At 56.8% G+C, this 17,891-nt stretch carries 16 protein-coding genes; 12 read left to right on the top strand and 4 right to left on the bottom strand.

Annotated features, from left to right (window positions below):
* The 4 genes from ACP7A4_RS10855 to ACP7A4_RS10840 all read left to right on the top strand — a co-directional run.
* Positions 1-937 (top strand): type VI secretion system Vgr family protein (locus ACP7A4_RS10855; RefSeq protein ID WP_426246753.1); only part of this gene is annotated, 937 nt, incomplete at its 5' end.
* Positions 934-1,767, top strand: coding sequence for a DUF4123 domain-containing protein (locus tag ACP7A4_RS10850; RefSeq protein ID WP_203303262.1), 834 nt, complete (start codon positions 934-936; stop codon positions 1,765-1,767). The genes ACP7A4_RS10855 and ACP7A4_RS10850, both read left to right, overlap by 4 nt.
* Positions 1,764-5,126 (top strand): toxin VasX, encoded by a 3,363-nt coding sequence (locus ACP7A4_RS10845; protein WP_426246751.1) that lies wholly within the window; start codon positions 1,764-1,766, stop codon positions 5,124-5,126. The genes ACP7A4_RS10850 and ACP7A4_RS10845 overlap by 4 nt, the downstream gene beginning before the upstream one ends.
* Positions 5,123-6,046, top strand: a complete 924-nt coding sequence (locus tag ACP7A4_RS10840; protein WP_426246749.1) for a hypothetical protein — start codon at positions 5,123-5,125, stop codon at positions 6,044-6,046. Before ACP7A4_RS10845 ends, ACP7A4_RS10840 begins: the two co-directional genes overlap by 4 nt.
* Before the next feature lie 163 nt (positions 6,047-6,209).
* On the opposite strand, the gene rhlB is transcribed toward ACP7A4_RS10840, so the two are convergent.
* Together rhlB and ACP7A4_RS10830 are read right to left on the bottom strand one after the other, a co-directional pair.
* Positions 6,210-7,700: an ATP-dependent RNA helicase RhlB gene (rhlB, locus tag ACP7A4_RS10835; protein WP_059764372.1), complete on the bottom strand. Its 1,491-nt coding sequence runs from the start codon at positions 7,698-7,700 to the stop codon at positions 6,210-6,212.
* An 84-nt stretch (positions 7,701-7,784) separates the two neighbouring features.
* Positions 7,785-8,441, bottom strand: a complete 657-nt coding sequence (locus tag ACP7A4_RS10830) for an alpha/beta hydrolase (protein ID WP_426246747.1) — start codon at positions 8,439-8,441, stop codon at positions 7,785-7,787.
* 418 nt (positions 8,442-8,859) lie between these two features.
* On the opposite strand from ACP7A4_RS10830, the gene ACP7A4_RS10825 reads away from it, so the two are divergent.
* From ACP7A4_RS10825 to ACP7A4_RS10795, 7 genes are all read left to right on the top strand, one after another.
* Positions 8,860-9,888, top strand: a complete 1,029-nt coding sequence (locus ACP7A4_RS10825) for an amino acid ABC transporter substrate-binding protein (protein WP_059764376.1) — start codon at positions 8,860-8,862, stop codon at positions 9,886-9,888.
* 68 nt (positions 9,889-9,956) lie between these two features.
* Positions 9,957-11,138 (top strand): amino acid ABC transporter permease, encoded by a 1,182-nt coding sequence (locus ACP7A4_RS10820; protein ID WP_203303259.1) that lies wholly within the window; start codon positions 9,957-9,959, stop codon positions 11,136-11,138.
* 10 nt (positions 11,139-11,148) lie between these two features.
* Positions 11,149-12,246: an amino acid ABC transporter permease gene (locus ACP7A4_RS10815; protein ID WP_203303258.1), complete on the top strand. Its 1,098-nt coding sequence runs from the start codon at positions 11,149-11,151 to the stop codon at positions 12,244-12,246.
* A 12-nt stretch (positions 12,247-12,258) separates the two neighbouring features.
* A complete protein-coding gene (locus ACP7A4_RS10810; RefSeq protein WP_048363258.1) occupies positions 12,259-13,023 on the top strand; it encodes an amino acid ABC transporter ATP-binding protein in 765 nt (254 codons plus the stop codon).
* A gap of 399 nt (positions 13,024-13,422) precedes the next feature.
* A complete protein-coding gene (locus tag ACP7A4_RS10805) occupies positions 13,423-14,742 on the top strand; it encodes a CynX/NimT family MFS transporter (RefSeq protein ID WP_082706821.1) in 1,320 nt (439 codons plus the stop codon).
* Between the two features lie 65 nt (positions 14,743-14,807).
* Positions 14,808-15,278: a nuclear transport factor 2 family protein gene (locus tag ACP7A4_RS10800; protein WP_426246743.1), complete on the top strand. Its 471-nt coding sequence runs from the start codon at positions 14,808-14,810 to the stop codon at positions 15,276-15,278.
* Between the two features lie 11 nt (positions 15,279-15,289).
* Positions 15,290-15,568: a GIY-YIG nuclease family protein gene (locus tag ACP7A4_RS10795; RefSeq protein ID WP_059764386.1), complete on the top strand. Its 279-nt coding sequence runs from the start codon at positions 15,290-15,292 to the stop codon at positions 15,566-15,568.
* An 86-nt stretch (positions 15,569-15,654) separates the two neighbouring features.
* On the opposite strand, the gene ACP7A4_RS10790 is transcribed toward ACP7A4_RS10795, so the two are convergent.
* Positions 15,655-16,005 (bottom strand): glutaredoxin family protein, encoded by a 351-nt coding sequence (locus tag ACP7A4_RS10790; RefSeq protein ID WP_059764388.1) that lies wholly within the window; start codon positions 16,003-16,005, stop codon positions 15,655-15,657.
* Positions 16,005-17,009: a nucleoid-associated protein YejK gene (gene yejK / locus ACP7A4_RS10785; RefSeq protein ID WP_048363263.1), complete on the bottom strand. Its 1,005-nt coding sequence runs from the start codon at positions 17,007-17,009 to the stop codon at positions 16,005-16,007. Before yejK ends, ACP7A4_RS10790 begins: the two co-directional genes overlap by 1 nt.
* A gap of 398 nt (positions 17,010-17,407) precedes the next feature.
* On the opposite strand from yejK, the gene ACP7A4_RS10780 reads away from it, so the two are divergent.
* Positions 17,408-17,689: an HU family DNA-binding protein gene (locus ACP7A4_RS10780; RefSeq protein ID WP_003440137.1), complete on the top strand. Its 282-nt coding sequence runs from the start codon at positions 17,408-17,410 to the stop codon at positions 17,687-17,689.
* Positions 17,690-17,891 lie beyond the last annotated feature (202 nt).

Raw genomic sequence — 17,891 nt, 5'->3', positions numbered from 1 at the left:
CTACGCCAAACCGCGCGTTTTCGGCAGCCAGACTGCCCGTGTGACCGGGCCTGCGGGCGAAGAAATCCACTGCGATGCCTACGGCCGTGTGCGGGTCAAATTTCACTGGGACCGCAGCCTCGCCAGTGATGAGCGCAGCAGTTGCTGGTTGCGGGTGTCGTCAAGCTGGGCGGGTGAGCGTTACGGCAGCGTGACGATCCCGCGAGTGGGCATGGAAGTGCTGGTGGACTACGTAGACGGCGATCCTGACCGGCCGATTATTTCCGGCTGCCTGGCCAACAGCGTCAACCCGGTGCCGCTGGATTTGCCCGCGCATAAAACCCAAAGCGTGTTCCGCAGCCGCAGCACGCCGCAGGGCACAGGTTTCAACGAACTGCGCATCGAAGACCGTAAAGGCCAGGAACTGATTTACCTGCACGCGCAACGTGATTTTGAACAGCACATCAAACATGACAGCCGAGTGCAGATCGACGGCCAGCGCGAAGAAACCGTCACGGGTAACAGCATCAGCGTGCTGGAAGCCGAAGACCAACGCACCGTGACGGCCGACCGCAAAGTGCAGATCAAGGGCAATGACCACTTGCAGGTCGCCACCAGCCAGCACACCCGTGTCGGGCAGAATTTGCTGGCCGACGCCGGACAGCAAATCCACCTCAAGGCGGGGGCCATGCTGGTGCTGGACGCGGGGGCGAGCATCACCTTGATGGCAGGGGGGCAACACCTGGTGATCAGTGCGGCGGGGATCTTTAGCAGCACGCCGATTCAAGTGGGTGGGGTGGCGATGCCCGGTACGCCTGCAGCGCCAGTCTTTCCAAACCCTGTCGAACCGCTGGTGGCTATAGCGTTACGCCCGCAAGCGCAAGCCCTGAAGATCGCAGCTCAATCGGCCCAGCCGATTTGCGCCATCTGCGAAAAAGCACAGGACCCTCAAACATGAGCCGCGCTTACTTGCTGCTCGACAGCTGCCAGATCGAGAACCTGAATGCACGATTGTTTGAGCGCGCACCCGGAGCAGCGCCACACGCTTTGTATCTGATGACGCAGTACGCAGAGCTGGCCGCTTATGGGCCAGTGTTAATAGCTGTTGAAACCGGCAGTCCTTTGGTGCAGGCCTTTGTTCAACAATGGCAGTACAGCGCAGGTATCTGGATTGAGTCCGACGCCGACGAAGCGCAGTTGGTAGCGCACTTGCGCAGTTTGATTCATGCCCGTTTGGAAGGTGGTGTGTGCGTTTTATTTCGATATTACGATCCGCGCATTACCCGCCTGTGGTTGCAGCACTTACCGGCTGGTGAGCGTGATCGGCTGATGGGTCCGATGAACCTGATTCGTTTGCCCGACGGTGTTTTACAGCGTGAAGGCGCAGCATTTCCCGGCGTCTGTTATACGCATACCCCGTGGCTGACACTGGATGTGCAGCAGGTTCAGCGTCTGTCTGAGGCGGCTCGCGAAGCCGTTCTTGTAGGTGTGATTGAGCAGTGTCAGCAGTATTTTCCCGCGTGTATGCAGGGGTTGGATGCGACCGGGCAAAGACTGTGGGCGACCCGATGCTGCTGCAATGCCGAACGTCAAGGCTACAGCGCAATGGATGAAGTGATGCGCTGGGTGAGTCTGTACGCCCACTTTGGCGAAAGCTTTCCTGACGGGTTTGGCCACGGGCGATATCGCGAGATCCTGTCGGCCCGTGAGCAATTGCCAAAAGAACGCTTAGATAACCTGCTGACCGAGTTAAAACGCCAGATTGCCTTGGGAGAGGTCACCTCATGAGTCCTGAGCAGCGGCTGAAAAAACTGGCACAGCTGGAGGCGGCTGACCGGTCTGCCAGCGGCCAGGCACATATCGATATCAACAGTGTCGGCGGGCAATGCCCCGTGCGTCAGCCCTTTATTTTTGTGTTGCCCGTGCGTTATGCGTGCAGTGAACAGGCGGCCACTCACCCCGCCAGTCAGCCGGGCATTACGCCAGACAGTCATCCCATGGCCGCGCGCCTGTTACGCGAAGGGTTTGTGTATGTGTGGCAGGGCCCTCAAGGCTTGCAGCGCTATGCCGTGGCAATCAATGGCAGGCTGCGAGCACAGCCGTTGCACGCCGATGACACGCGGGTTGAGCGGGGTAACCTGTGTGGCGTGGCCGTCAGTAAGCACACGCCGGTCGGCATGCTCTACACCGAATACCCGCTCAATCCAGCGGCTTGCCAACAGCTTTTGGATCCGCAGGTACGCGCCAGACGCATGCGTCAATTTGATATGCGACAGCTAGCCGATGAGCTACAGGCTGCGCATTGCGTTCCGCTACGGGACGCCGATCAGCTTATGGGCGAGTTGCTGCCCCAGACCTATGCGAAGGCGGTGACCCTGGATCATCTGCACAACGGTCAGACGCATCGAGCGCAAGAGCAGCTGTTGGCTCAACGACTGTTTGAAAATCGCTCCGATGACGATATTCAGCACAACATCACGGCCTTGACCCAAGCACAGCGCTGGAACCATGAGCGCATTCAGGTCGCTGCCCGTCACCCTGACATTCGGGCAGAAGGCACGGTGCCCGGTGAGTGGAGTGCCGCGCCTTGGTCCCCTTTCAAGGTGCGTGAACTGCTGGAAGGCACTCACCAGCAAGCTCAAGGTTTATATGCCGTACTGGCGTGCCTGGATGATGACCTTGGGGTGTTGCGCGATATCAATCACGAACAGGAACACGTCGAAAGCCGCCACGAACAATGGCAGCAAGACCATCAGTTGCGTCTGAGTATTGGCGGGTTTGTGCGCAGCCTGATCACTGAAGATGGCGCTGAAATCGCGGGCCAGCTGAGCTATCGCTATCGTGAATACGCCATCGAGTTGACCCCGGAGCAAGGGGCGCTAATGCTCAAGGTCGATCATGAACTTGAAACCCTGTTTCGCGAAGAAGCGCGACTCAATCAACAACGTGGTCGGCTTTACTCGTATTCGGTGGCGAGTACAAAACTGGCGCAAGTGCGTGCCGACATACAGCGTACCGTGGCGCCCGTGCGTGAGTTTATCCCGGCCGAGCTACATACCGAGGTCGAAGCCGTGGTGCGTGACTATCGCGCATCAAAAGTGGCCAACCGTGAAAACCACTTCGTCAGCGAAAAGGTTGCGCAGTACATCGACTTACCCGCGATGAACGAGTGGCTCGACCAGACCGCGCCCGCTCATTTCGAGCAGGTTCAGCAACGGCACACCTGCCTTTATGCCGATCGGGGTGTGTACTTGAAACGCCATCACAGCGGCACCTGGTTTGTCGACTACAACGACCCCGAGCATCAAGCCTGGCTTGGCCGACTGGCCGTGGCCTGCCTGAGCGCCCAATGCCTGCGCAAGCAGGGCGCCGAACAATACGCCGACTATGTACGCAGCGCGGATGAAGGTGCATTGCGTCAATTGTTCTACGGCTGGAGCCCTACGCTGGAAGCCGCGGTTATCAGCACTAGCCGCTCCGGGGAACTGATGGCGGCCTTGAGCCTGGAAAACCAGGCTAACGCCGAGCAGGCCCTGATCAAAATACTCGGGCCATTGGGCGCGCCGATACTCGCCAACCTGGCCCAATTGGCCCGTGAAACTGACGGCGTGTGGAACACCCTGATCAAACGCTCCGGCGCAGCCTTACTGTTACTCAGCGGCGAACCGGGTGCGCCTTTGAGTGGCGCGTGGCTGAACATCATGATCGCCGCGCGCATGGGCAGTCAGACCGGCTTGCGCTTTGTCAGCGAAGGAGGGCGTCAGGTGTTGCAATTGGTTGGCAAGGCGGCCGAAGACCTCACCCAGTGGGCGCAGGTGACGGGCAAAGCCATTGGCACCGGGCGCGTGGCCAACATCGTCAACTCACCTGCGGTGCAAAAAAGTGGTGGTGTAATTGCACTGGCGGCACTGCTGCTCAACAGCTGGAACGCGGGCCGCTACCTGAGCGATGCACGGGTGCTGGAAGGGATGGATGAGCAGCGTCAACACGACACGGCATCGGCAACGTTATATGCAACAGCAGCGTTGGTGGCGGTGATTGATGTGCAGGTGAGGAAGGGGTTTTGGGGAGGGAGCGGGGTTGATGGCGTCTCGGCAAAAATCGGGAACCAATCTTTTACTGCATCGGTTTTGACATTGTTTGGAGGCGCTTTGGGGTTTATCTCGTTGTTAGCCTCACTCAAGGAGTACAGAAGCCTTCAGCTTCAATTAGATGATATGCAACATCATCTGGACCCATGGTTGCAATTGCGTCAGGCAGTTGTAAAGGGTCAGGTTATAGCGTTTGGTGCTCAAGCGCTTCTTGGGCTTGTATACACATTCAAAAGTATTGCTGCAGATTATGGTGTGGTAGTGGCAAATGCTAACTACTTGAGATGGATCGGGCCCGTTAATCTATTGCTTGCTGTATTGGGTGTGTTGTATTTGATTGCCTGGTTTATGAAACAGACACCGTTGCAGAATTTTCTCGATTATTGCTGCTGGTCAAAATTAAGAGCCAAGGATTTGTCGGCCATTGCGTTTGATCGTCAAGCAGAAGAGCTGAGTCGGTTGTACCAGATACTATTTGCCCCCCGTCTTAGTTTTAACGGAGAGGCGCGTAAGGAGCCTGCGAATAATCGAATGGGTTTTGTCATTGTGCCTAGGGTGTATTCCTTGACGATCGACTTGCCAGGCGCTGATCCGTCAAATACGTATTTTGATATTTCTATTGTTGGCGATCCTATTGATATACCTGTGTATCGAAAGTTAGTAAGCACTAATGACTCTGGTAAACCTGTAGTGCCCCCAAGACCCATGCAAGATATTGGCAGGCACTGGATTCAAGCAAGTTCTTGCCAGTGGATACCTTATCAGGAAGGCCAGGGTCTGCGCCTGTCAGGGCCGTTTAACGCCATACCTGATCTTTTTGGCTCCTCCCCCCAAAAAGTTTGGGTACGTGTGTGCTATCACTCATCAATTACCTCCTTACTGAATCCGCGAAAATATAATGGGGGGGATCAAGGGCAGGTTTATATCTACACCCCCGACACGGGTTTAATCTCAGGGCGTGAAGAATCGACACCAGAACTTGATAAGGCAATACGCTTATCTTTGAGCGCTGAGCAGAATAGTCAGTATCTACAGCCTGTGAGTACGCGATCATGAATTATCCGCCAGCAGGGACTGTCCATAAAGAAACATTCCATCAAAATGATTATCTGGCACCCCTTGCAATACCCACGGGTGAAATAGCTCAAGATGTACTTGGTAGTGTGTGGCGTAAGAATGATATTTATATCGATGTTGGCGTGTTTGCAATAAGTAATGCGGTGATGGTGTTATGGTTGAATGTGTTGTTATGTATTTTAATTTCATATTTGATTGATGATTGGGATGTGCTCCTGTGGGTAGGTGTGATCTTTATATATCCCGTGTACCTGCTGATAAATGCATTAAGGAGGCCTACTCCGTTACCTGCCCGCTTCAATCGCCAACGTCGAGAAGTTTGCGTGCCCGTCAATGAGCATGACTATTGGATAGTCCCATGGGAAACCGTCATAGCCCAAGCCACGGAGCATCAATCCTTCAGTCAGGCCGGTAAATATTCTGTTGGCGGTGGATTAGTTGTCGGATTTAAAAATCCAGATCCTCACGCAGAAGACGAACTCAAATATTGCAGCTTTACGTTTGCCTGCGGCAGCGTTACGGCCTCCAGGCGGGTCTGGGAATGCATGCGCAGTTACATGGAGATCGGACCCGAGGCGATCGAAGATTTTCGTGAAAAAAATCATCACCCTAAAGGTGTGCTGGCGACCTACTGGGATCAACTGTTGGAGTCTGCACAGCGCAAAGGCTGGCCGATGGCGTTGCTGTGGGAAGGCTTCTTCGGGTTATTTATTTTCAATATCTTGCTGATCATTGCTTTGGAGCGATGGAAGTTAAACCCGCCACCTGATTTGACCTATCCCGACATCATTGAATGGTCGAAACCATTACCCCCACAGCAATGGGCCAAACGTTCGCCTGAGCTTGAAGCCGCGATAGCTCAGCGCGAAGCGGAGCTGGCAGCGCAGAAGAACCTGTAGCCGCTGACGAGTAATGCGAGGCTGCGTCCGGGCGCGCAGCGCTCGCTAAATCCTTCAATGCGGTGCTTGAGATGCACCGCAATCATCGGGTTTATGATCACTTCGCAATCGAACGTTGCCGTAGGCCACGGTTACACAACCTCTGCAATTTTCCGGGGAGCAATCAGGCCGTTTCGCTCGGATCGTGAGGTTTACGCACGGCCCGCACCACGGGGCGCAGCAATTCAGTCGGCGGGGTTTCGCAACTGATTTTGCGGCCCAGCTTGGTTTCGATAGCGGGCAATTGGTACGAGTCGTCTTCACCGGCAAAGCTGATGGACACGCCGTCAGCGCCCGCGCGGCCTGTGCGGCCAATGCGGTGCACGTAATCGTCCGGAACCTCCGGCAGGGTGAAGTTGATCACATGGCTGATGCCGTCGATGTGAATCCCGCGCCCGGCCACGTCGGTGGCAACCAAGACGCGGACTTTTCCTTCGCGGAAGTTTTCCAGGGTCTTGATGCGTTTGTGTTGCGGTACATCGCCCGACAGTTGTGCGGCGTTTATACCGTCGCGTACCAGGCGTTCTTCGATGCGGCGCACTTCGTCTTTACGGTTGGCAAAAACGATGACCCGCTCCCAGCCGTTGTCGTTGACCAGGTTGAACAATAATTTGTATTTGTCAGCACCGGCCACGGCGTAGACATGTTGCTCGACACGGTCGCTGGCGACGTTTTCGGCTTCGATTTCAACAATGGCCGGGTCGGTGGTCCATTGTTTGGCAAGGTTCATCACGTCTTCGGTGAAGGTCGCGGAAAACAGCAGCGTCTGGCGTTCGGCTTTCGGTGGTGTCTGGCGAATGATCTGACGTACTTGCGGGATGAAACCCATGTCCAGCATGCGGTCAGCTTCGTCGAGCACCATCACTTCGACCATGTCCAGGTGCACTTCACCGCGCTGGTTGAAGTCCAGGAGGCGGCCCGGTGTGGCCACCAGAATGTCGCAATGGCGGGCTTCGAGTTGCTTGAGTTGCTTGTCGAAGTCCATCCCGCCAACGAAGGTCATGACGTTGAGGTCGGTGTATTTGGTCAGGTCGGCGGCGTCTTTGGCGATTTGCACCACCAGCTCGCGGGTCGGCGCGATGATCAGTGCACGCGGCTCGCCCATGTAACGCTCTTTGGGCGGCGGGGTTTGCGTCAGTTGGCTGATGATCGAGATCAGGAACGCCGCCGTTTTGCCGGTGCCGGTTTGTGCACGACCAATCGCGTCACGGCCGCTCAGGGTGTAACCCAATACGCCTGCCTGAATCGGCGTGCAGTACGGGAAACCCAAATCTTGAATAGCGTGCATCAGTTCAGGTGCGAGCTTGAAGTCGTGGAAACGGGTTTTGCCTTCTTGCGGCTCAACCACGAAGTCTTCGAGTTTCCAGGGAATGACCGGTGGCTTGGGTGCCGCCTCGCGTCGCGGTTTGGCGACTTTTGGTTTTTCGCTGCGCGCGGGGTGCTCAACAGGCTGGGCGTCGGGTGTGTTCACCGAGGCTTGAGCGGGAGCAGGGTGGCCAGGCTGTTGCGCGTCGGTTCGCGGGCTGGGACTGCTGGAAGGGGGTGTGCAAGCTGGCGCGAGCGGCTCAGCCTCGCTTTTACCGAATATTTTTTTGAGTGCTTTGAGCACGGTCATCTCATCAGTTGGTTAAGGAGTGTACGCCGGGCAGTGTAATGCAAGTCGCGTGCTCGGCGTAGTGAACGACTGGATGTTTCGGATTTAACTCAGGCGGGCTACGAGCCAGCTACCGATGTCAAGGATCTCTTCGGGTAACACTTCGTGCCCCATTGGGTATTCCTGCCATGTAACGGTGACGCCACGTGTTTTCAGATGTTCATACGCCGTACGCCCCATGGAGTTTTGGACTACATCATCGTACTGCCCGTGCAGGCACAAGGCCGGAATACGTTGCTGGCTGGCGGACAGTTCCAGTTCATCACTGAAGGTCGGTGCATAAGTAGAGAGGGCAATTACGCCACCCAATGCGCCTTGCCATTTCAGATAGGCGGTGTGAAACACCACCGCACCGCCTTGAGAGAAGCCCGCCAGAACAATGCGGTTGGCATCAATGCCCGAGGCTTTCTGCGCTTCGATCAAACCGATCACGGTATCGGCGGACTCATTGAGCTCATCTTCACTGATCGAGCGGGCGGGACTCATGGCCTTGATGTCGTACCAGCTGGGCATGGCATAACCGCCATTGATCGTGACTGGACGTGTGGGTGCCTGGGGCAAAACAAAGCGTGTGCTCAGCAACTGTTCTTGCAACGCCTCAGCCACTGGCAAGAAGTCATAACGGTCAGCGCCTAACCCGTGAAGCCAGATAACACAGGCGTCTGCGGGCTTTTGCGGCTCGATTGTCAAAGGTGTGTGCATGGCTGCTCCATCGTTGTGCGTGCGCGCAGTTCGGGTGCGCGGCAACGGTGCGTGATCGTTTAACGTTTGACGAAAATGTGTACTGCTTGAACGTTTTTTCTGAAATGGGAGGGCGAAATCACTGAGGCCGCCAGTGTGGTACGCGCTTTGCTATGTGGTCAGGGCGCTTGTGCGTTCCCTCCGGCGGTAACACTAACAGGCAACTGCCGGCGGGGGGATAGCAAAAAACCTGAGGGTGAAGTTAGACAAGGAATTCAACAGCTCACGTGAGCGCTTCAGTTTGACGGTTTGTGCGATGCATCCATCGCCCAAGACTTAAGCCGCTTGACCTCATAAAAAGCCAACACGGGTCAACAGCGCCTCACAAGGGGGCGGCGGGTCTTGTTCAAACACAACAAAAGCAGCACTGGAGGTTTGAATGAAGCAGTTGAAATCCACCTTGGCCCTGGCCACCGCAGCGGTAGTACTGAGCGTCAGTGGTTTTGCTCATGCAGGGGCGACGCTGGACAGCGTCAAGAAGAAAGGCTTTGTGCAATGTGGCGTGAGCGATGGCTTGCCCGGCTTTTCGGTACCGGATGCCTCGGGCAAGATTTTGGGGATTGATGCGGATGTGTGCCGTGCGGTGGCTGCTGCGGTGTTTGGGGATGCCACCAAAGTCAAATTCAGCCAGTTGAACGCCAAGGAGCGTTTCACCGCCTTGCAATCGGGTGAAGTGGATGTGCTTTCGCGTAACACCACCTGGACCAGTTCCCGTGATGCCGGGATGGGCATGGTGTTTGCCGGTGTGACGTATTACGACGGCGTCGGCTTTTTGGTGAACAACAAACTGGGGGTAAAAAGTGCCAAAGAGCTGGATGGCGCAACCATCTGTATTCAGGCAGGCACTACCACCGAGCTGAACGTTTCGGACTACTTCCGCGCCAATAACCTCAAATACACGCCGATCACTTTCGATACCTCAGATGAAAGCGCCAAGTCGCTGGAAAGCGGGCGTTGTGACGTGCTGACCTCTGACAAATCACAGCTTTACGCCCAACGCAGCAAGCTGGCCAGCCCGAACGATTACGTGGTGTTGCCCGAAACCATTTCCAAAGAGCCGCTGGGCCCTGTGGTGCGCAAGGGTGATGAGGACTGGTTCAGTATTGTGAAATGGACCCTGTTCGCCATGCTCAACGCTGAAGAAGCGGGCGTGACCTCGAAAAATGTCAAAGAAGAAGCCAAATCGACCAAGAACCCGGACGTTGCCCGCTTGCTGGGTGCTGATGGTGAATACGGCAAAGACTTGAAGCTGCCCAAAGACTGGGTGGTGCAGATCGTCAGCCAGGTCGGCAACTATGGCGAAGTCTTCGAGAAAAACCTCGGCAAGAGCACTCCGCTGGCCATTGACCGCGGGCTGAATGCCCTGTGGAACAACGGCGGCATCCAATACGCACCGCCTGTGCGCTGATAGCCCTGTCACCCGGCAGGCCAACTGCCGGGTGATGTTGTTTTGATCCATTTTTGTTGGGGCACTTCATGCAGACAAAAGTCAGCGCACCCAAGCCGAGGCTCAGTCTCAGCGATCCACGTGTGCGTGCGTGGTTATTTCAGATCATCACCGTTGGGTTGGTGGTCTTCATGGGCTGGTACTTGTTCAACAACACCCAGACCAACTTACAGCACCGGGGGATTACCTCGGGCTTTGACTTTCTGGAACGCAGTGCCGGGTTTGGCATTGCGCAACATTTGATTGATTACACCGAATCCGACAGTTACGCCCGGGTCTTTGTGATCGGCCTGCTCAACACCTTGCTGGTGTCGGTGATTGGCGTGGTGCTGGCAACGATTCTGGGTTTCATCATCGGTATCGCGCGTTTGTCGCCGAACTGGATGATCAACAAGCTGGCAACCGTGTACGTTGAAGTGTTTCGCAACATTCCGCCGTTGCTGCAAATCCTGTTCTGGTACTTCGCGGTCTTTTTGACCATGCCGTTGCCGCGCAATAGCCACCATTTTGCCGACATGTTCTACATGAGCAGCCGTGGGCTGAATATGCCGGCCGCGATTGGCACCGAGGCGTTCTGGCCGTTTGTGGCCAGCGTGGTGCTGGCGGTGATCGCGGTGGTGTGGATGGTGCGATGGGCTAACCAGCGCTTCGAAAACACCGGCGTGCCGTTTCATAAGTTCTGGGTCGGGTTGGCGCTACTGCTGGTGATACCAGGATTGTGTGTGCTGATGGTTGGCACTCCTGTGCACTGGGAAATGCCGCAGCTCAAGGGCTTTAACTTTGTCGGCGGCTGGGTACTGATTCCCGAGTTGCTGGCGCTGACCATTGCCTTGACGGTGTACACCGCTGCTTTTATCGCCGAGATCGTGCGTTCGGGGATCAAATCGGTCAGTCATGGCCAGACCGAAGCGGCACGTTCATTGGGCCTCAGACCTGGGCCGACGTTGCGTAAAGTGATCATTGCGCAAGCACTGCGCGTGATCATTCCGCCGCTGACCAGCCAATACCTCAATCTGGTGAAAAACTCGTCGCTGGCGGCGGGCATCGGCTACCCGGAAATGGTCTCGCTGTTTGCCGGTACGGTGCTGAACCAGACCGGGCAAGCGATTGAGGTCATCGCCATCACCATGAGCGTTTACCTGGCAATCAGCATCAGCATTTCGCTGCTCATGAATGTGTACAACACGCGCATCGCGCTGATTGAACGGTGAGGACGCGCTTATGACCACTCATGTTTTTAAACCCGACATGCCGCCGCCGGGCAATCGCATCGGCATCGTGGCCTGGGCTCGGGCCAACCTGTTTTCCAGTTGGCTCAATACGCTACTGACGTTGTTCGCTTTTTATCTGATTTGGCTGATCGTGCCCCCGCTACTGAGCTGGACGGTCTTTGACGCCAATTGGGTCGGGACGACGCGTGCCGATTGCACCAAAGACGGCGCGTGCTGGGTGTTTATCCAGCAGCGATTCGGCCAGCTCATGTACGGCTATTACCCGCAGGCGTTGCGCTGGCGCGTGGATGTGACGGTGTGGCTGGCCGTGATCGGTGCCGCGCCGCTGTTTATCTCGCGCTTCAAACACAAGGCAGTGTACGGGCTGAGCTTTTTGGTGGTGTACCCGGTTTTGGCCTACAGCCTGCTGCATGGCGGTTATTGGGGGCTGAGCAACGTGGCCACCAGTCAGTGGGGCGGGTTGATGCTGACCTTGGTGATTGCCACGGTGGGTATCGCGGGCGCATTGCCGTTGGGCATTTTGCTGGCGCTGGGGCGACGTTCGGACATGCCGGCCATTCGCGTGGTGTGCGTGACCTTTATCGAGTTCTGGCGCGGGGTGCCGCTGATCACGGTGTTGTTCATGTCCTCGGTGATGCTGCCGCTGTTTCTGCCAGAGGGCATGAACTTCGACAAGCTGCTGCGGGCGTTGATCGGGGTCATTTTGTTCCAGTCGGCGTATGTGGCCGAAGTGGTGCGCGGCGGGTTGCAGGCCATCCCCAAAGGCCAGTACGAAGCGGCCGATGCGATGGGGCTGGGCTACTGGCGCAGCATGGGGCTGGTGATCTTGCCGCAAGCCTTGAAGCTGGTGATCCCCGGCATCGTTAACACCTTTATTGCCCTGTTCAAAGACACAAGCCTGGTGATCATCATCGGCCTGTTCGACTTGCTCAACAGCGTCAAACAAGCGGCCGCCGACCCCAACTGGTTGGGCATGGCGACCGAGGGTTATGTGTTTGCGGCGTTGGTGTTCTGGATTTTCTGTTTTGGTATGTCCCGCTACTCCATGCATTTGGAGCGCAAGCTGGACACGGGCCACAAGCGTTAGGAGTTGTGTGACATGAGTGAAGCCATCAAAAAAACGGCCAGCGCTGAAGGCATTATTCAGATGCTGGGTGTGAACAAGTGGTACGGCCAGTTCCACGTGCTCAAAGATATCAACCTCAACGTGCAACCGGGTGAGCGGATTGTATTGTGCGGCCCGTCTGGCTCGGGCAAATCCACCACGATTCGCTGCCTCAATCGCCTTGAAGAGCATCAGCAGGGGCGCATTGTGGTAGACGGTGTCGAGCTGACCAACGACCTCAAGCAGATCGAAACCGTGCGCCGGGAAGTGGGCATGGTGTTTCAGCACTTCAACTTGTTCCCGCACCTGACCATTTTGCAAAACTGCACCCTGGCGCCGATGTGGGTACGCAAAATGCCCAAGCGACAGGCCGAAGAAATCGCCATGCATTACCTGGAGCGAGTGCGTATCCCCGAGCAGGCGCACAAGTATCCGGGGCAGTTGTCAGGAGGTCAGCAACAACGGGTGGCGATTGCCAGGGCGCTGTGTATGAAGCCCAAGATCATGCTGTTCGACGAACCGACCTCAGCGCTTGACCCGGAAATGGTCAAGGAAGTGCTCGATACCATGATTGGCTTGGCCGAGGACGGCATGACGATGCTCTGCGTGACCCACGAAATGGGCTTTGCCCGCACGGTGGCGAATCGGGTGATCTTCATGGACAAAGGTGAAATCGTTGAGCAGGCAGCGCCGAACGACTTCTTCGACAACCCGCAAAACGACCGGACCAAACTGTTTTTGAACCAAATCCTGCATTAATCCACCCCCTCTGCGTAGGCGTTGGTGCGGGCTGCGGGCTTTTGATCGGGTAAATCGGTTATAAAGCTCGCAGCTGGCGCCAGCTACTGCGTATATGTGGATTGCCCCCTACGCCGTCGTCTGGCTAAGATGTCCGAAAATTCACCCTGTGATTGGATGAAAGGGCGGAACACGTGACAGACGAATCCCCCCTGATAAAGCATGTTCGGGTTGACCCCGCCCGCGTTTTATCGGCGCTGCATACTTCCCCGCACCTTGCGCACCGTCTTCAGCCTATTGCGTAAACCCTTGCTACACATCCGTGTCGCCAATCGATGCTTGACCTGCGCATCGATTACTGGAAGGCCGCGGAACAACAAGACCCACAACGGGCGATGGCGCTGTGCCGGACGTTGATCAATGAACCCTGAACCGGAGAAGGCCATGACCCGTCCCCCGTCCCCTGTTAACGACAGCGTTGATCCTGTGCGTCATCTGGATGAGCTGGATGAACTGCTGATTGACGCCGAGGCGGACGATGAAGCCGTTCAGCAAATGCCGCCTGTGATGGTGCGTGCGTGGTTATTGCTGTTGGGCATGGTGCTGGTGGCCTTGAACCTGCGCCCGGCGTTGTCGAGTATGGCGCCGTTGTTGGGCGAAGTGTCCGAGTACCTGGGGTTGTCAGCCGCCCAGGCGGGCTTGCTGACGACCTTGCCGGTGCTCTGTCTGGGGTTGTTTGCGCCGCTGGCACCGATTCTGGCCCGCCGTTTTGGCACCGAACGCGTGGTGCTGGGCATTTTACTGGTGCTGGGCGCGGGCATCGTATTGCGCAGTTATCTGGGGGAGACCGGGCTGTTTGCCGGCAGCATTTTGGCCGGTGCCAGCATTGGCGTTATTGGCGTGTTGCTGCCAGGCATTATCAAGCGCGATTTTGCCGGGCATGCCGGCACCATGACCGGTGTCTACACCATGGCCTTGTGCCTGGGCGCTGCGTTAGCCGCCGGGGCAACCGTGCCGTTGAGCCATTACTTCGATGACAGTTGGCAATTGGGCTTGGGCTTTTGGGCCGTGCCCGCCGTCATTGCAGCGATTTTCTGGTTACCGCAGGCCGGTAAACGCAATGGCGCCCACAACGTCGCCTATCGGGTGCGCGGTTTGTTGCGTGATCCGCTGGCCTGGCAAGTCACGTTGTACATGGGCCTGCAATCGTCGTTGTCGTACATCGTGTTTGGCTGGCTGCCTTCGATCCTCATCGGGCGTGGCCTGACGCCGACTCAAGCGGGGCTGGTGATGTCGGGCTCGGTAATCGTGCAATTGGTTACGGCGCTGACCGCGCCCTGGCTGGCCACGCGGGGCAAGGATCAGCGCTTGGCCATTGTGCTGGTGATGAGCATGACGTTGGCAGGGTTGTTCGGCTGCCTGTATGCACCGCTGGACGGTTTGTGGGGTTGGGCGATTGTGCTGGGGTTGGGGCAGGGTGGCACCTTCAGTCTGGCGCTGACCCTTATCGTGCTGCGCTCACGGGACGCACATGTGGCCGCCAACCTGTCAGGCATGGCGCAAGGCATCGGTTATACCGTGGCGTCCATGGGGCCGTTTGCGGTGGGTTTGGTCCATGAGCTGACAGGTGGCTGGAACGCGGTCGGCTGGATTTTTGCCGTGGTGGGCATCGGAGCCATCATTGCCGGGTTGGGCGCCGGGCGTGCGAAGTACGTGAATGTCGTCAGCGAGAAGGTCTGAGACCGTAGTGTTTCTGCTCATTGCAGATTATCGTGCTCAGATTCCAGCCCCGCACGGACCCTGCCATGAGCCAAGCCAATCACGCGTTGATTACCCGCTTCTACCAAGCCTTCCAGCAGCTTGACGCGCAAGCGATGGCGGCGTGTTACACCGATGACGTGCTGTTCAGTGATCCGGTGTTTGGTCAGTTGCGTGGCCAGGACGCGGGTGACATGTGGCGCATGCTCACCTCGCGAGCCAAGGATTTTACGTTGACCTTCGATCAGGTGCAGGCCGACGCGCAGCGCGGCAGTGCACATTGGGTGGCCACTTACGTGTTCAGCCAGACCGGGGCAATTGTGGTGAACGACATTCAGGCGCGCTTCGTGTTTCGTGACGGCAAAATATGCGAACACCATGACCACTTCGACGTGTGGCGTTGGTCGCGTCAGGCGCTGGGCATTAAAGGTGTGCTGCTGGGCTGGACGCCGCTGGTGAAAAACGCAATCCGGGCGCAAGCGAAAAAAGCTCTCAAGGCCTTTCAGGCGCGTGGCTAAGGATTGAAACAGTGACTGCGCCCGTTTTGACGAAACCCTGGTTTGTGTACTTGGTGCGGGCGGCTAACGGCGCGCTGTATTGCGGTATCAGTGATGACCCGGTCAAGCGTTTTGCCAAGCATCAAACGGGCAAGGGGGCGCGTTTTTTTGCCTCCAGCCCGGCGGTGGCCTTGGTCTATATCGAGCGTTGGCCCGATAAAGGCGAAGCGCTGCGCCAGGAACGGCTGATCAAAAAATTGCGCAAAAGCGCCAAAGAGTGCTTGGTACAAAGCCAGGCGGTAGAACCCTGACGCACATCAACCTGTAGTCGCCGGCGAGGCGCGAGGCTGCGAGCGTGATCGAACGGCTACAGGTTGTGTGGCGATCGGCGAGACGTTTATTTCAACGCTTGCAGGATCGCGTCGGGCTTGAAGTCGCGGATCAGCGTGCCATTCACGTCCAGTATCGGAATCCCGCGCCCGCCCAATGCTTCATAGGCTTTACGCGCAACGGGATCTTTCTCGATATCAAATTCTGAGTACGGGATGCCTTTCTGGTCGAGAAAGCGTCGTGTGGCTTTGCAGTAACCGCACCAGTCGGTGGCGTACAGCACGACGCGGGCGTTGGCCTGCGTGTGCTGTGAAACCACCCCGGAGGGGTTGAGCACGCGCTCGATCTTGCCCCAGTTCTGAAACACCACCACGACCACCAGCACAAACAGGACTTTTTTCAGGATCCCGTTAAACATTATTTGTTGCGCTTGAGCTGGTCGAGGAGCTGAGTCGGCAAGCCCTTGAGGATCAACGTACCGGCTTCTTCGTCGAATTCCACCTTGGACCCCAGCAGGTGCGCTTCAAAGCTGATCGACAGGCCCTCAGCGCGGCCAGTGAAGCGGCGGAACTGGTTAAGGGTGCGTTTGTCAGCCGGGATTTCAGGCGACAGGCCGTAGTCCTTGTTGCGGATGTGATCGTAGAACGCTTTCGGGCGCTCTTCGTCGATCAGCTCGGACAGTTCGGCCAAGCCCATTGGCTCGCCGATTTTGGCCTGGCTGCTGGCGTAGTCGACCAGGGTTTTGGTTTTTTCGCGGGCGGACTCTTCCGGCAGGTCTTCGCTTTCAACGAAGTCGCTGAAGGCTTTGAGCAGGGTACGGGTTTCGCCCGGGCCGTCGACACCCTCCTGGCAACCGATGAAGTCGCGGAAGTACTCCGACACCTTCTTGCCGTTTTTGCCTTTGATGAACGAAATGTACTGCTTGGACTGCTTATTGTTCTGCCATTCGGAAATATTGATCCGTGCTGCGAGGTGCAATTGGCCCAAGTCCAGATGGCGCGAGGGGGTCACGTCCAGCTCGGCATTCACCGCCACGCCCTCGCTGTGGTGCAGCAAGGCAATGGCCAGATAATCGGTCATGCCTTGTTGGTAGTGCGCAAACAGCACATGGCCACCGGCCGACAGGTTGGATTCCTCCATCAGCTTTTGCAGGTGCTCAACGGCGACGCGGCTGAACGCGGCGAAATCGGTGCCACCGTCCAGATACTCTTTGAGCCAGCCGCTAAACGGATGTGCGCCAGATTCAGCATGGAAAAACCCCCACGCTTTGCCTTGCTTGGCGTTATAGCTTTCGTTGAGGTCGGCGAGCATGTTCTCGATGGCCTGCGACTCGGCCAGTTCAGTGTCGCGGGCGTGGAGGACTGCGGGCGTACCGTCAGGTTTTTTCTCAATCAAGTGGACGATGCAATGACGGATCGGCATGGGCTTCTCGGCGAATAATGAGAGGGTTACGGGCGGGTCCCGCAAAAGCACCAAGTGTAACGCACCTGAGCGTCTGGGCAGCCTTTGCACCGGGGTTTAGGGGGCGAGTGTGCGGCTGAAGGTGTTTTTTTACCGTTTTAACGCGATAAAGCAGACCAAATGGGCAGGTAGAGGCGGATATTTGGCCGTCTCTGTGCTAGTTTTGCCCCGTCTTGCGCCGGGTAACGGCGCAAAGCGCGGATTCAGCATGTGTCAGGTCGAACCAAACCCCGTTTTAGCACTCTACATCCGCGATTCGTCGTGAAAGCAAACGGGCGTGCCAGACCCCAAATATCTGGCTCGATAGCTGACTTTGCACTCTGCAAACCAAATGAATTTGATAGGGAAGGAACATCTCAATGGCTATTACTAAAGACCAACTGATCGCTGATATCGCTGAAGCTATCGACGCGCCAAAAACTACCGCGCGTAACGCTCTGGACCAACTGGCTCAGATCGTTGCTGATCAATTGGAAAATGGCGGCGAAATCACTCTGCCAGGTATTGGCAAACTGAAAGTGACCGAGCGTCCTGCCCGCACTGGCCGTAACCCTTCGACTGGCGCTGCCATCGAAATCGCTGCCAAAAAAGTTATCAAGCTCGTTGTGGCCAAAGGCCTGACTGACGCTGTTAACAAGTAAGACTGCTGTAAAAAAGCCGCACCCGGGAGTGATCCCGGGCGCGGCTTTTTTGTGGGCGCTGTCCCGTCCTGAATAAGGTTTACACCTTCTGGCCTATTTTCAGGACTAGACGCGCAAATCCTGTAGCCGCTGACGAGCTGCGCGAGGCTGCGTTCGAGTGCGCAGCGCTCGTAAAACCTGAGGCCGCAATCTAACGGGCAGA

The sequence above is a fragment of the Pseudomonas sp. TWR3-1-1 genome, assembly GCF_049896545.1.
In the GTDB taxonomy this organism is placed as follows: domain Bacteria; phylum Pseudomonadota; class Gammaproteobacteria; order Pseudomonadales; family Pseudomonadaceae; genus Aquipseudomonas; species Aquipseudomonas weihenstephanensis.
The sequence above is the reverse complement of the archived record's forward strand: the minus strand, read 5'-3'. Positions and strand labels throughout refer to the sequence as shown.

Coding starts and splice junctions, on each gene's coding strand:
- ACP7A4_RS10850 (WP_203303262.1), top strand. CDS start 934: ATGAGCCGCGCTTACTTGCTGCTCGACAGCTGCCAGATCGAGAACCTG.
- ACP7A4_RS10845 (WP_426246751.1), top strand. CDS start 1,764: ATGAGTCCTGAGCAGCGGCTGAAAAAACTGGCACAGCTGGAGGCGGCT.
- ACP7A4_RS10840 (WP_426246749.1), top strand. CDS start 5,123: ATGAATTATCCGCCAGCAGGGACTGTCCATAAAGAAACATTCCATCAA.
- rhlB (WP_059764372.1), bottom strand. CDS start 7,700: ATGACCGTGCTCAAAGCACTCAAAAAAATATTCGGTAAAAGCGAGGCT.
- ACP7A4_RS10830 (WP_426246747.1), bottom strand. CDS start 8,441: ATGCACACACCTTTGACAATCGAGCCGCAAAAGCCCGCAGACGCCTGT.
- ACP7A4_RS10825 (WP_059764376.1), top strand. CDS start 8,860: ATGAAGCAGTTGAAATCCACCTTGGCCCTGGCCACCGCAGCGGTAGTA.
- ACP7A4_RS10820 (WP_203303259.1), top strand. CDS start 9,957: ATGCAGACAAAAGTCAGCGCACCCAAGCCGAGGCTCAGTCTCAGCGAT.
- ACP7A4_RS10815 (WP_203303258.1), top strand. CDS start 11,149: ATGACCACTCATGTTTTTAAACCCGACATGCCGCCGCCGGGCAATCGC.
- ACP7A4_RS10810 (WP_048363258.1), top strand. CDS start 12,259: ATGAGTGAAGCCATCAAAAAAACGGCCAGCGCTGAAGGCATTATTCAG.
- ACP7A4_RS10805 (WP_082706821.1), top strand. CDS start 13,423: ATGAACCCTGAACCGGAGAAGGCCATGACCCGTCCCCCGTCCCCTGTT.
- ACP7A4_RS10800 (WP_426246743.1), top strand. CDS start 14,808: ATGAGCCAAGCCAATCACGCGTTGATTACCCGCTTCTACCAAGCCTTC.
- ACP7A4_RS10790 (WP_059764388.1), bottom strand. CDS start 16,005: ATGTTTAACGGGATCCTGAAAAAAGTCCTGTTTGTGCTGGTGGTCGTG.
- yejK (WP_048363263.1), bottom strand. CDS start 17,009: ATGCCGATCCGTCATTGCATCGTCCACTTGATTGAGAAAAAACCTGAC.
- ACP7A4_RS10780 (WP_003440137.1), top strand. CDS start 17,408: ATGGCTATTACTAAAGACCAACTGATCGCTGATATCGCTGAAGCTATC.